General features: G+C 39.2%; 19 protein-coding genes. 18 read left to right on the top strand and 1 reads right to left on the bottom strand.

What is annotated here, in order from left to right:
* Positions 1-226, top strand: a 226-nt coding sequence (locus LQ50_RS26025; RefSeq protein ID WP_237563715.1) for a hypothetical protein, incomplete at its 5' end; no start/stop codon positions are given.
* 360 nt (positions 227-586) lie between these two features.
* Here the strand turns inward: LQ50_RS26025 and LQ50_RS24410 are convergent.
* Complete coding sequence (locus LQ50_RS24410; RefSeq protein WP_052144769.1) at positions 587-997, bottom strand: SA1362 family protein; 411 nt, start codon at positions 995-997, stop codon at positions 587-589.
* Between the two features lie 458 nt (positions 998-1455).
* Between LQ50_RS24410 and LQ50_RS14005 the strand changes: the two genes are divergently transcribed.
* The 17 genes from LQ50_RS14005 to nusB all read left to right on the top strand — a co-directional run bounded on the left by LQ50_RS14005 (position 1456) and on the right by nusB (position 13617).
* On the top strand, positions 1456-1941 hold the full coding sequence (locus tag LQ50_RS14005) for a YqhR family membrane protein (protein WP_034630466.1): 486 nt from the start codon (positions 1456-1458) through the stop codon (positions 1939-1941).
* 86 nt (positions 1942-2027) lie between these two features.
* Entirely contained in the window at positions 2028-3098 is a 1071-nt protein-coding gene (locus tag LQ50_RS14000) for a M24 family metallopeptidase (RefSeq protein ID WP_034630463.1), read from the top strand.
* A gap of 119 nt (positions 3099-3217) precedes the next feature.
* Complete coding sequence (efp, locus tag LQ50_RS13995) at positions 3218-3775, top strand: elongation factor P (RefSeq protein WP_034630460.1); 558 nt, start codon at positions 3218-3220, stop codon at positions 3773-3775.
* 166 nt (positions 3776-3941) lie between these two features.
* Positions 3942-4223: a YqhV family protein gene (locus tag LQ50_RS13990; RefSeq protein ID WP_034630459.1), complete on the top strand. Its 282-nt coding sequence runs from the start codon at positions 3942-3944 to the stop codon at positions 4221-4223.
* A 17-nt stretch (positions 4224-4240) separates the two neighbouring features.
* Entirely contained in the window at positions 4241-5173 is a 933-nt protein-coding gene (spoIIIAA, locus tag LQ50_RS13985; protein ID WP_034630457.1) for a stage III sporulation protein AA, read from the top strand.
* Positions 5170-5682, top strand: a complete 513-nt coding sequence (gene spoIIIAB, locus LQ50_RS13980; RefSeq protein ID WP_034630455.1) for a stage III sporulation protein SpoIIIAB — start codon at positions 5170-5172, stop codon at positions 5680-5682. Before spoIIIAA ends, spoIIIAB begins: the two co-directional genes overlap by 4 nt.
* A 21-nt stretch (positions 5683-5703) precedes the next feature.
* Positions 5704-5910: a stage III sporulation protein AC gene (spoIIIAC, locus tag LQ50_RS13975; RefSeq protein ID WP_034630453.1), complete on the top strand. Its 207-nt coding sequence runs from the start codon at positions 5704-5706 to the stop codon at positions 5908-5910.
* A 14-nt stretch (positions 5911-5924) separates the two neighbouring features.
* On the top strand, positions 5925-6314 hold the full coding sequence (gene spoIIIAD / locus LQ50_RS13970) for a stage III sporulation protein AD (protein WP_084138813.1): 390 nt from the start codon (positions 5925-5927) through the stop codon (positions 6312-6314).
* Complete coding sequence (spoIIIAE, locus tag LQ50_RS13965; RefSeq protein ID WP_052144767.1) at positions 6314-7525, top strand: stage III sporulation protein AE; 1212 nt, start codon at positions 6314-6316, stop codon at positions 7523-7525. The genes spoIIIAD and spoIIIAE overlap by 1 nt, the downstream gene beginning before the upstream one ends.
* 211 nt (positions 7526-7736) lie before the next feature.
* Entirely contained in the window at positions 7737-8411 is a 675-nt protein-coding gene (spoIIIAF, locus tag LQ50_RS13960) for a stage III sporulation protein AF (RefSeq protein WP_034630448.1), read from the top strand.
* The gene (spoIIIAG, locus tag LQ50_RS13955) at positions 8408-9076 is read left to right on the top strand and encodes a stage III sporulation protein AG (RefSeq protein WP_034630446.1); all 669 of its coding nucleotides are present in this window, start codon (positions 8408-8410) and stop codon (positions 9074-9076) included. The genes spoIIIAF and spoIIIAG overlap by 4 nt, the downstream gene beginning before the upstream one ends.
* Positions 9076-9684, top strand: a complete 609-nt coding sequence (locus LQ50_RS13950; RefSeq protein WP_034630443.1) for a SpoIIIAH-like family protein — start codon at positions 9076-9078, stop codon at positions 9682-9684. The genes spoIIIAG and LQ50_RS13950 overlap by 1 nt, the downstream gene beginning before the upstream one ends.
* A gap of 378 nt (positions 9685-10062) precedes the next feature.
* Complete coding sequence (locus LQ50_RS13945) at positions 10063-10434, top strand: hypothetical protein (protein WP_034630441.1); 372 nt, start codon at positions 10063-10065, stop codon at positions 10432-10434.
* A gap of 194 nt (positions 10435-10628) precedes the next feature.
* A complete protein-coding gene (gene accB, locus LQ50_RS13940; RefSeq protein ID WP_034630438.1) occupies positions 10629-11123 on the top strand; it encodes an acetyl-CoA carboxylase biotin carboxyl carrier protein in 495 nt (164 codons plus the stop codon).
* Between the two features lie 15 nt (positions 11124-11138).
* Entirely contained in the window at positions 11139-12497 is a 1359-nt protein-coding gene (accC, locus tag LQ50_RS13935; RefSeq protein ID WP_034630436.1) for an acetyl-CoA carboxylase biotin carboxylase subunit, read from the top strand.
* Between the two features lie 46 nt (positions 12498-12543).
* On the top strand, positions 12544-12945 hold the full coding sequence (locus tag LQ50_RS13930) for an Asp23/Gls24 family envelope stress response protein (protein WP_034630432.1): 402 nt from the start codon (positions 12544-12546) through the stop codon (positions 12943-12945).
* 276 nt (positions 12946-13221) lie between these two features.
* Positions 13222-13617 carry a transcription antitermination factor NusB gene (nusB, locus tag LQ50_RS13925; RefSeq protein ID WP_034630430.1) on the top strand — a complete coding sequence of 132 codons (396 nt, stop codon included), beginning with the start codon at positions 13222-13224 and terminating at the stop codon, positions 13615-13617.
* The last annotated feature ends 17 nt before the right edge of the window (positions 13618-13634 follow it).

Raw genomic sequence — 13634 nt, 5'->3', positions numbered from 1 at the left:
GGTTTTAAGCTTTTTGAGCGAACTTCTCAAAAAGCGCACGGCGAGCGGAGCCATTGCCACCAGGATTGCACTAATGTCGAATGAAGGGGTGCCCTTCCCCTTTTTTATGATACTCGAAGTAATGAGCGAAGCCGCCGTAAATGGTTTTAAGCTTTTTGAGCGAACTTCTCAAAAAGCGCACGGCGAGTGGAGCCATTGCCACCAGGATTGCACTAATGTTAAATGAAGGGGTGCCCTTCCCCTGGATCCTCATTCCGCTATTTTAGTAAAAAGCCTTGCTTAGAGTGTTGTTTCGGATCCTCATTCCGTTATTGTCCTGTTGTCACATTAAAATTCATTAATCTCATGACTTTAGCGGAACCAGGATCCACTTTCCCTCCTGTTAGGGCTGTTTTTATCAATTTAACGGAACCAGGATCCACTTTGTACGACTTTGTTTGATCCCGTCAATGACAACACACCCCTTCGTCCTCACCCGGTGTGTTTACATGCATTTCTTCACAACAATAAAAATAGGGTGCAAATCGAACTTCGATATGCACCCTATCTCTATGTTAGTTCAATGTCCTTATAAAAACATAGTATATTAAAAGAACGCTCGTTTCTTTTTCTTGTTTTTCTTTCCTTCTATTACAGTTAAATTATGACCATCTCTACGATTTTTGGGACGGGATGTTTTCTTCTTTTCATTCATCATATTTGTCGTTCTTGGTTTAAAGGTGGCAGGAGCAGGAACAGGAGTAGATGAACGTTTCGTGCTCGTTTTTTTTGCTTTACGAAGTTGCGCTCGACTAGGACCCGTTTGTGATGGGAAAAGGGGAGTACCGTATTTACGAGACATAAACCATCGATAACCAAGAAAGATAACCGCAACAAAACCTACTATCATTAAGATCCTTGTTAGGAACCCAAGAGGATTAAAGATTAGCTCATATCCGAGTCCAATAAAGGCAAAGAAAAGAACAGCGGGAATGATGTACTTCATGATCGAACGCATTTGTCTACACCTCCAATAGAATTGACGATCAAAGGCTACACAATTTCTGCTTGAAAATCACTGATGGATTCATTCCATCATACATGACTAAAGAGAAAGGTACGTTTGCTCGTTTAGATTTTTAATATATACTTACGCCTGCATTGGCGGAGGAAAGAAGTGAAAATTAGATTATAAAACAGAATAGTTAAAGTACCCAACTATTAAATCAAGATAGATGTAATACAGTAGTGCTATAGAGCTTGCCCAATGTAAGAATTGGAATGTTCGTTACATTAATTATTCTACATTTGATCAATAAAATCCTCTATAATAACAACTTTCTCAACAATAGTTACAAAAAATGCTTTTCTTTCTATTATACCCAATGTAAGTAGTCTTCATTCTAGTTGGACAAGAAAATTTTAATGACTTTTCAACTTTAATATCGGACATACTAGTGTGTGGAGGTGGACAGTGTGGAAAAACAGTATGTCGAAAGAAACAAACAAGAAGAACAAATGTCATTTGCAACAAAGGTGGCGTTAATTGGGCTATTTGGGGGACTTATTTGGTCTCTCATTGGTTATTTGACTTTCTATTTTAATTTTATTAGAGTCGGACCAGCTCTTGCATTAATGCCATTTGTCGTTGGAGATTGGAAAGATACGTATATTGGACAACTTGTTGGGGTTGCAGTGATATCGGTGCTGTCTATTGGTGTAGCATTTTTATATAAATTAACATTGCAAAAATTTAACAAATTGTGGGTCGGTATTGGCTTTGGTCTTGCTCTTTGGGTATTAGTATTTTACGTATTAAACCCCGTTTTTCCAGGGCTGAAATCTGTCAACAATCTCGATCTTAATACAATCATAACGTCCGTTTGCTTGTATGCTCTGTATGGTGCTTTTATTGGGTACTCCATATCCTATGAATATGCAGAACAGCACCGAAATGATTAGGCTTTCTCTTCTTATGTGCTTTGCTCATCTTCTGTTTATGCTACAATAGTTTTTAGTGGCACAATCTATAAGAAAGAGGGAGACATATGAATCGAATTCAGGAGCTGCGTTCCAAGCTTGAGGAACAACAAATTGATGGATTATTAGTTACGAGTAATTACAACAGGCAGTATTTGACCCAGTTTACTGGTACTGCAGGTGTTGCCATCATTTCATTGCAAAAAGCAATATTTATTACTGATTTTCGCTATATGGAGCAAGCAAAAGAACAAGCAATAGACTTTGAAATTGTTCAACATACGGGACCGATTTTTGAAGAAGTCGCCAAACAAGTTGAAGCTCTTGGCTTGACGAAACTTGGATTTGAACAATCTCACCTTACATATGAAGCACATCAAATTTATGCTAAGCAGATGGATACAATTGAATTAGTTCCTGTCTCTGGGATGGTTGAAGGTATTAGACTTACAAAAAATGAGCAGGAAATACAATTGATACAAGATGCTGCCAATATTGCCGATGCAGCATTTGAGCATATTACAACATTCATACGACCAGGCATTACTGAATTAGACGTATCTAATGAATTAGAATTTTTTATGAGAAAACAAGGGGCAGTCAGTTCATCTTTTGATATTATTGTCGCCTCAGGTTATCGCTCTGCTCTACCACATGGAGTAGCAAGTGACAAGATCATTGAAAAGGGAGAACTTGTCACATTGGATTTTGGTGCTTACTATAAAGGATATTGTTCAGATATAACGCGTACTGTTGCCGTTGGTGATGTAAGCGACGAGTTAAAAGAAATATACAATACGGTTCTTCAAGCCCAACTTCGTGGTATGGAAGGAATTAAGCCAGGATTAACGGGAAAAGAAGCCGATGCACTAACAAGAGATTATATTACTGAAAAAGGGTTCGGTCAGTATTTTGGGCATTCAACAGGGCATGGCCTAGGAATGGAAGTACATGAAGGTCCTTCGCTCTCAATGAAATCAAGTACAGTACTTAAGCCAGGTATGGTTGTTACTGTTGAACCGGGAATTTATATTGCTGGTGTAGGAGGAACGAGAATTGAAGATGATACCTTAATCACTCAAGATGGAAACCGTTCCTTCACTCATTCTCCGAAAGAATTATTAATAGTAGGAGAATAGTGATCATATACGTTGTAATTTCTTTCTTAAAATTAGGAAAGAAACTTTTTCCAAGCTGTGGTATAGTAAGGGTTGTGACTGAACGTCCAAGTATTGGATGAAAGATGGAGGAATAAATAATGATTTCTGTAAATGATTTTAAAACAGGTTTAACAATTGAAGTAGATAACGGAATTTGGCAAGTGATGGAGTTCCAACATGTAAAGCCAGGTAAAGGAGCTGCTTTCGTACGTTCGAAATTGCGTAACCTTCGTACTGGATCTGTACAAGAAAAAACGTTCCGCGCAGGAGAAAAAGTATCAAAAGCACACATTGAAAATCGTCGTATGGCTTATCTTTATGCTAGTGGAGACATGCATACGTTCATGGACAATGAATCATATGAGCAAATTGAGTTGCCGACAGCTCAAATTGAACATGAACTTAAATTTTTGAAAGAAAACATGGTTGTTCAAATCATGACATATCAAGGCGAAACGCTTGGGGTAGAAGTGCCAAATACAGTTGAACTTGAAGTGACAGAAACAGAACCAGGAATTAAAGGAGACACAGCTTCAGGTGGAACAAAACCAGCTACTGTAGAAACTGGGTTAACGGTTCAAGTTCCATTCTTTGTTAATCAAGGTGATGTTCTAATTATTGATACAAGAAACAGTGCATACGTTTCACGTGCATAATAGGTTAAATGAAACTGTTGGATGGTTTTCCAACAGTTTTTTTTCTTTACAGTAAAATAATCAATTAAATTTTTAAAAGACGGGTGCTAATGCTCGTCTTTTTTTGTTCTGAATAAGCCCCTTCGTTCATAAGGTTGTACAAAGCGATTATTGTTGAGGTGGAAGAATGAAGACGTGGTTCTACACGATAGAAATGACTTTGCTAGTAATGGTGGGTTTACGAGTGATTTCTGGCTTAATTGAATTAACGGTGGCTGGTTTGATTTTAAAGTTTAACAGCATTGAAAAAGCCATAGCGTTAAATGCTATGCTGGCCATTATTGGTCCGACCATTTTTATTGCTTCTATAGCGTTAGGTCTTATAGGAATGTCAGATAAATTATCTTTATCGAAATTCCTGTTTATAGGAGCGGGAGTCGCACTAATCTTAATTGGTATAAGAAAGTAGAAGGAGTTGAAGGGGATATGTTACGAGATATAGCATCCATCTTACCAGAAAATATCCGAATCGTGATTAATCGCTTAGAAGCAAGTGTCGCACAAAATGTAGAAGAAATCCGCCTTCGCGTTGGCAGGCCTCTTGAAGTAGTTTCGGGAGGTAGGCCTTATTATCCACAGACCAATGAGCGTTATTATTTAGTGAAAGCTGAGGACGCTAAATATTTGTTAAATCAGCTCAGTCAATATTCTATGTATGCATTTGAAGAAGAATTACGTCGGGGATTTATCACGATTACAGGTGGTCATAGAGTAGGACTTGCCGGTAAGGTAGTGCTCGATCGTGGACAAGTGAAAACGATAAGAGATATAAGTTCATTTAATATCCGCATTGCAAGACAAACAATTGGAGTCGCAGAAGGTTTAATATCTCAACTGTACGATAAAAGATGGTTAAACACCATTTTTATCGGGCCGCCTCAATCGGGGAAGACAACGTTGCTTCGTGATGTCGCAAGGCTAATAAGCAAGGGAATGCCTAGTCGTAGCATTGCTCCCTTAAAAGTCGGCATTGTAGATGAACGATCAGAAATTGCAGCGAGCATGAAAGGGATTCCGCAACTTGATCTTGGTTCGAGAGTAGACGTCCTTGATGGATGTCCTAAGGCAGAAGGGATGATGATGTTAATACGTTCGATGAGTCCTGATGTGATTATCGTTGATGAAATAGGTAGAGACGAAGATGTTATTGCCGTGCAAGAAGCTTTACATGCTGGTGTAAAAGTGATGACCACAGCTCATGGATATTCGTTAGAGGATGTCGAGCGCAGACCGGCCCTAAAGAAATTAATGGAGCTTGGCATATTTGAACGTAGTGTTGAACTAACAAGAACGACAAGAGCGGGAGTCATAAGGCGGATTCGTAATCAAAAAAGGAAAGATATGGTGACGGTAACGTGAAGTTATTCGGCGCCATTATCATCATACTTGCCACAACATGGGTCGGGTTTGAGGGGGCAAAACGCTTGAGTGACAGGCCGAAGCAGCTAAGACAGCTAAAAGTAGCCATTCAATCTCTAGAAGCAGAAATTATGTATGGGCTCACGCCGCTAGCAGAGGCGAGTGCGCACATTGCAAAACAAATGCCCTCACCCATCTCGCACTTTTTTGAGAGATTTAGCTATCGTTTGAAAAGTAAACAAGAAACTGCATTTGAAGCATGGGAAGAAAGCTTAAACGAAACATGGGGACAAACCTCCATGCTTGATAGTGAGAAAGAAGTAATGATGCAATTTGGGGCAACTCTTGGTCAGCATGACAGAGAGCAACAGCAGAAGCAGATTAAGCTCACACTTTCTCATCTTGAGCGTGAAGAACAAGAGGCTAAAGAGCGCCAACATCGATACGAACGAATGATCAAGAGCTTAGGATTCCTGACTGGATTACTGATTGTCATATTGATGTTGTAAAGGACAGGAGGAGGAGAGGTTGTGGTGTATGATGTTAACACCATTTTTCAAATAGCAGGAATTGGCATTGTGGTTGCGATGATTCACACGGTCTTGAAGCAAATGGGAAAGGAAGATTGGGCGCATTGGGTTACTCTGATAGGATTTGTCGTCGTACTCTACATGGTAGCAACGATTGTGGATGATTTATTCCAGAAAATAAAAGGAGTCTTCCTGTTTCAAGGGTAGGGGGGTGAGTTGCGATTGATATTATCCAAATTGTCGGGTTAGGACTTATCGCAACCTTCCTAGCCCTTGTCGTCAAAGAGCAAAAGCCATTATTCGCTTTTATGCTCACCGTGTTTGTTGGAGTTCTCATCTTTCTTTTTCTAATTGATGAAATTGCGAAGATCGTAAAAATGCTTGAAGGGATTGCCGAGCAAGCAAACATGAATATGATGTATTTGCAAACCATTTTAAGAATTATTGGAATCGCATATATAGCAGAGTTCGGCTCTCAAATCGCAAAGGATGCGGGACAAGCTGCAATTGCTTCAAAAATTGAACTAGCTGGGAAAATATTAATCTTGGTCATGGCAATACCAATCTTAACAGCAGTGATTGAAATGGTCCTTTCTCTTTTGCCATCGTAATGGAGAGAGAGGTGATTGGAGGGACAAGCGTGAACATACGGTTCTTCATTCAAGGAATCATCGTAGTTACAGTCTTATTATTATTTGCACCGATCAGCTCAGCTGAAACTGAACCGTTAGAAGAGCAGGGATTTGTTGAACAACAAATGGAACAATTGCAGCTAGATGAGATCCGAGCGTATTGGGAAGAGATATCAACAGAGTACGGAGGATTTCTGCCAGAAAGCCAAAAAGGAACATTCATGGAGTTTGTTCGAGGGGACAAGCAATTTTCAATGAAAGAATGGGGAATGGGGCTTGTCCGTTATTTATTACATGAATTACTAGTGAATGGTAAGTTATTAGGTTCACTTATTCTCTTAACGGTTTTTTGTATGATATTGCAATCACTACAAAATGCATTCGAACAACAAACGGTCAGCAAAGTAGCATATGCCATTACGTATATGGTGCTAATGATTATAGCTTTAAATAGCTTTCAGGTAGCGATCTCTTATGCGCAAGATGCCATAAGTAGTATGGTCCATTTTATGATTGCGATGCTCCCACTTTTATTAGCGATGATGGCAGCTATAGGTAATATTACATCCGCAGCGTTGTTTCATCCACTAATTATTTTTTTAGTTAATACGAGTGGACTTTTGATTCAGCATTTTGTGTTGCCGCTACTTTTTTTATCAACTGTATTAAGCATTGTCAGCACACTTACCGATCATTATAAAGTAACGAAACTAGCTAACTTTCTTAGAAATCTAGCTATTGGTACATTAGGGGTATTTTTAACGATTTTCCTAGGAGTTATTTCTGTTCAAGGTGCCGCAACGGCTGTATCAGATGGAATTACCGTCAGGACAGCAAAATTCATTGCAGGAAACCTAGTCCCAGTGATAGGACGAATGTTTACAGATGCTGCTGATACAGTACTAAGTGCATCGCTCCTACTTAAAAATACGATTGGAATTGCCGGGTTAGGAATTCTCTTAATGTTATGTGCCTTCCCAGCAATCAAAGTACTATCATTAGCTATAATCTTCAATTTGTCAGCAGCGGTACTGCAACCATTAGGTGGAGGACCGATCATTGAGTGCCTATCAATCATTGGAAAAGCAGTTATCTTTGTCTTCGCTGCCATGGCAGTCGTCTGTCTCATGTTCTTCCTAGCTATCACCATCATGGTCGCAGCAGGAAACTTGTCACTGATGATGAGATAGAGTTTATGAAAAAAGGCCGATCTTGCCTTTTTTCATAAACTCGAAGCGATGAGCGAAGCCGCCGTAATCATTTAAGCCATTTAGGAGTGGGTTTCTCCTAAAAGGCGCACGGCGAGCGTAGCCATCGCAAATATGTTCGCACGAGTAAGAGAACAAAAGGCCGATCTTGCGTTTTATCATAAACTCTACCCTGTAGAAAGGAGAGAAAACCTTGGGATTTTTAACGGAATGGCTGACGAATATCATTTTACTCATTTTGCTAGCAACGATCTTAGAACTGATGTTACCAAATTCCAATATGCAAAAGTACGTCAAAATGGTAGTAGGGTTACTCTTGCTTGTAGTGATGCTTCAACCGTTATTAAATATATTTACTGAAGACGTTGATGAATGGTTGTTTTCCTTGTCTAATGAGGTCGAGCAAACAGAAAGATCTATAAATGAAACAATAAATTTACAAAAAAGAGATATAGAGTCAGGTGTACGTGCATATACCTTAGAACAGGTGGCTGTCCAATTGGAGAGACAAGTAGCAGGAGCATTAAAAGATCAACATTCACTTGCGATCAAAAGTGTAAAAATTGATCTTGATGGTGACTTGAATCCAACTGTGGATGAAGAGCAGATAGTCGAACAAATAAACGCAATCCACGTATATGTTCAAACATCATCTTCTCCTGAAACAGAAGAGGAACAAGAGGAGTCAAGAGAGATTTTACCTGTCCAAGTGGTTCAGATTGATACTGCAAGATCTGGGTCAACGGATGAAGAAATCGAGGAAACAAATCATGACTTAGAACCTGTTCAAACATTTCTCTCGGAAAATTGGCAGATCCCAAAAGATAAGATTTTACTAGCTTGGGAAGGGGGGAAACAAGCACAATGAATCGCGATGAACAGAAGGATAAACAATGGCTACAAGCCCTATTTAAGAAGCCGGAAAATGGAAAGAAGAAACGAATGCCCTTCCATTATATTTTGCTTCTAGGTTGTGTAGGTATAGCGCTCATGATCACGGGCAACCTTCTGACCAATCCAGCAGGAGACGAAGAACAATCCTTACCCGTCTTTAGTGAAGAAGAGGAAGATGCTGAGACCGTATTTGGGAGAGACACATCATCAGCTGAACCGAATTCGATGCAAGACTATGAAATGCGCTATGAAAATCAGTTAAAAGAAGTGCTTGAACAAATTGTAGGCGTGTCTGATGTAAACGTCATGGTGAACTTAGCGAATACAGAACGCAATGTGTATGAAAGAAACACAAATGAAAAGCAGCAAAACACGGATGAAACAGACCGTGAAGGTGGCACGAGAAAAGTAGAAGACATTTCTCGTGACGAACAGCTTGTTATTACACGAAATGGTGATAAAGAAGAACCCATTCTAGTTGAACAGGAAAAGCCAACTGTTCGTGGAGTTCTGGTTGTAGCTAAAGGAGTGGAGAATGCTCAAGTTAAAAGTTGGGTTGTAGAAGCAGTAAGTCGGTCCCTTGATGTTCCATCACATAGAGTTTCGGTCATGCCGAAGAAAACAAAGGAGGATTTATAATGGTCTTAAAAAAGCAAACAGTTTGGTTATTAACAATGTTGAGTCTAATTATCGTTCTTTCCGTGTATTATGTGCAATCTCCGGGTCCAGTCCCTGGGGAAGAGGTTGCGTTTGATGAACTACAAGAAGACTCAGAAATGGATTTAGAAGAAATGGTAGATGGTGATGCAAATGAAGTTGTTGTCAACGTTGCTGAAGAGTTAGATGAGGCTGAAGCAGAAGAAACAGAGTCAGGTGTCATTTCTAGCATCTCGACCAATGAAGCATTCGCAACGATTCGTATGGAACTTCAAGCATCACGTGATCGAATGGCTGAAGAATACACGCAGATTGTTGCTTCTCAAGATGCATCAGCTGAAATGAAGTCACAGGCTCATGATAAAAGTATCGAATTGCAACGTCTATCGCAAAAAGAGCACCAACTAGAAACGTTAATTGTTGCAAAAGGGTTTGAGGATGTCTTAGTTATGGCTGAAGAAGACCAAGTTCGTGTCATTGTACAAACGGAAGAGCTTTCACGTGAACAAGCAAATGAAATTTTAAGCATGACATATGATCATTTAGGATCAAACAATACAGTTACAGTTGCTCATCAAGCATCAAAGTAAGAATAGAAAAGAAAGGGTTTTTCAAAAGTCCGATTAAATTAAAAATCACGGAGAACTGCTTACGCTAGTCTCCGTGATTTTTTTATTTTTGTCGACTTTCGATAGATAACGCATCTAATTTACTCCTTATCCGTGCACAAAAAAGGGGAAAGGTCTTTCATTCATTCACTCAATGAAAGACTTCTCTTTCTTCTATATAATCGTAATGGAAATTAACCATCCTCTTCTGCTGTTTTCTATAGAAAGGTAAGTAATGATGACCAGGAGGATGATAGGCAATAAACCGCTTAAGGACCTATTTTTCGAAAGATCAATGGCTTCCGGTTATTTGTGTATGATATAATACGCAAAGTAACTAATACGTAAGGAGCGATTGGAATGGAATGGAATGATTTAACAGAAGGTGCAAAGGCAGTTCTTGAGCAAACACGTAATATAAAAAATGATAATATTCAAATTGTTGAATTTGAAATTGGATTTGAACAAGTCCCAGAAGAGGGTGACGAAGATACATATGTAGTCTCCATTCAGGAGGAAGATTATCAAAATTTAAAACGTTATACTCAAGAAAATGAATATGGAGATAAATTCCATATGGCGCGTAATAAAAACATCGTCAAAATCATCCTGCTAGAAAACGGAAAAATTCCTGATAACTTATCGGAGTTTCCTGTGTTTCGTCAATATAAAAAGGATGCCCTAGTTAAAAATGAAGTTGACGAAACGGCAGTAGAGTCAACAGAAGAATAATAATTGTACGGTTAATTAGACTTTTGATAGATCTAGTTAACCTTTTATATGAAATCTTTTATCCTTGCTTCATTTCAAAAGAGGGAATTAGATGACCTTGTCGAAGATACTAATATAATCATGATATAATAATATGTCTCAATGATCCCTTGGGATAAGTTTGAATAAAAGTCGAGAGAGGGAGTGCATAAATTATGTTAAAGGTACAAGAATTGAAAGAGTTAATAAAGGCACTAGATCAATCAAATGTAGATGAATTGAAATTTGAACAAGAAGGAACAAAGCTTGTATTAAAAAAACAACAAGCACCTGTTTCAACTGTTGAGAAAGTGGTAGAGGTTGCCAAGCAGGCTCCTGTCGTTTCAGCACCAGCTGTAACTGCAGAGGCACCTACAGAAGCACCTGTTACAGAAGCACAAAAACAACAAGAAGTTACGGTAAATACGAATGTACATACGATTACGTCACCAATGGTCGGCACGTTTTATTCAGCACCGTCACCAGATTCTGATCCATACGTAAAGCAAGGTGACAAAGTAAGTGAAGATTCAGTAGTGTGTATCGTTGAAGCGATGAAACTAATGAATGAAATTGAAGCTGAAGTCAATGGAAAGATTACAGAAGTTCTTGCTGAAAACGGCGAGCTTGTTGAATACGGACAACCATTATTTGTTGTTGAGCTTGTTTAACATAGGAGAGATACGATGATAAAAAAGGTCTTAATTGCAAATCGTGGGGAAATTGCAGTACGGATTATCCGTGCTTGTAGAGAGTTAGATATTGAAACAGTAGCTGTTTACTCAGAAGCTGATAAGGATTCATTACATGTTAGGCTGGCAGATGAAGCTATTTGTATCGGCCCGACAGCCTCGAATCGAAGTTATTTAAATGTCACAAATATAATGAGTGCTGCTACGTTAACAGAAGTTGATGCCATTCATCCTGGATATGGTTTCTTGGCTGAAAATGCTGATTTTGCGGAGATATGTGCTGCGTGCAATATTACTTTTATCGGTCCTAGTCCTTCAGCTATAAATCAAATGGGGACTAAAGATGTGGCAAGGGAAACTATGGCACGCGCAGGTGTTCCCATTGTTCCAGGTTCAAGCGGAATTGTTGAAAATATTGAAGCAGGACTGAACATTGCAGAGGAAATTGGTTATCCTGTTATTATTAAAGCTACAGCTGGTGGCGGTGGTAAAGGAATTCGTGTCGCGCGAACTCCAGAAGAGCTGAAAAAGGGTATGAATATTACTCAGCAAGAAGCAGCAACAGCGTTTGGAAACCCAGGTGTCTACATTGAAAAATACATTGAGGATTTTAGACATGTTGAGATCCAAGTATTAGCAGATAATCACGGAAATGTGATTCACCTAGGGGAGCGAGATTGCAGCATTCAGCGTCGTTTGCAGAAACTATTAGAAGAAACACCATCGCCTGCCATTTCTCCAGAAACAAGGTCGGCAATGGGAGAGGCGGCTGTCAATGCGGCGAAAGCGGTAGATTATTCTGGAGCTGGAACCGTTGAGTTCATTTATGACCATAACGATGATCTGTTTTATTTTATGGAAATGAATACTCGAATTCAGGTTGAGCACCCTGTTACAGAGATGGTAACAGGAGTAGATTTAATTAAGGAACAAATAAGGGTAGCAAGCAATGAGCGACTATCTCTTACGCAAGAAGATGTATCATTTCAAGGATGGTCGATTGAGTGTCGAATCAATGCGGAGAATCCAGCTAAGAACTTTATGCCATCTCCTGGTAAGATAACAAATTACTTAGCGCCAGGTGGATTAGGGGTTCGAGTTGATTCAGCTGTTTATCCAGGGTATGTGATTTCTCCCTTTTATGATTCAATGGTCGCAAAAGTGATCACTCACGGAGCAACAAGAGAAGAAGCGATCGCTAAGATGAAAAGAGCTCTAGAGGAGTTTGAAGTAGAGGGAGTGGAGACAACGATTCCATTTCATCTTCGACTTTTAAACCATGATACATTTGTTTCGGGTGATTTTAATACGAAGTTTCTTGAACATTATGATGTGATGTCAATAAAGCTCTAATTCACTATAGAAAGTGTATTACATCTGATAATAGGAGGGAAGTACCATGAACGAAAATCATATTCTCGAACTAGAAGAGCAAAAGTCGGAACTTGGCAAGGTTGAAATTTCACCAGAGGTTATTGAGGTTATCGCAGGGATAGCTGCGTCCGAAGTTGATGGAGTAGCAACGATGCGCGGTAATTTTGCAACTGGTGTAGCTGAGAAGTTAGGTCGAAAAAATCACGGAAAAGGTGTCAAAGTCGAGTTAGCGGAAGATGGCATCACTGTAGATGTGTCAGTTGTTATAACGTATGGTGTAGCTGTACCTGAAGTTGCGACATTAATTCAATCAAATATTAAACAAGCGTTACAAACAATGACAGCAATTGAACTTCAAGCAATTAACGTGCATGTAGTAGGAGTGCAATTTGAATCAGCTGAACCAGTAGATCAAGATGAAGCATAAATTCCCAATTAGGGTTTAAATGATATGTGAATATCACAGGGTTATTGTATTGGGGGTGTTTCAAAACGTCTAAATTGACATTTTGAAGCACCTCTTTTTTCACTTATTGAATTAATTTATTTTTGGCTATAATAGGATAGATGCAAGAAGTACATAATAAGCAGTTACTTTAGGGAAGAAACGAAGGATTTTATACAAAACATTGTAAATTGTTCTGTTTTAGCCTTGCGTGTTATGCTATTATCAACATATTAAACGAACAGAAGGAGTTTGACTATGAATCGAAGAGTAGCAAGACTCAGAGCAGCACAAGCGCTCTATCAAATAGACTTAACAGAAAGTGAAGTGGACGTAGCGATCGAGAGCGTTCTCGATGAGGGTGAGACGCCAAGCTCTTTTATGCTTGAGCTTGTACGTGGAACTTTGGAACATAAAGAAATAATCGATCCAGTCATCTCTTCCAGTCTTCAAGGGTGGACCCTTGATCGAATGGGGCTTGTGGATCGTGCGATTGTACGTATGACTGTATATGAAATGAAATATATTGAAGATATTCCTGTTAATGTGACATTTAATGAAGGGATTGAGCTCGCAAAAGCCTTTGGTGGGGAAGAGTCAGGAAAGTTTGTCAATGGAGTATTGTCTAAAGCAATGGAGCAGTTGCAAAAATAAGTTTTACTAAAAGGAGC

It is taken from the genome of Halalkalibacter okhensis, assembly GCF_000787375.1.
GTDB classification, from domain to species: Bacteria; Bacillota; Bacilli; order Bacillales; family Bacillaceae_D; genus Halalkalibacter; species Halalkalibacter okhensis.
This window is presented reverse-complemented; position numbering and strand designations above follow the sequence as displayed.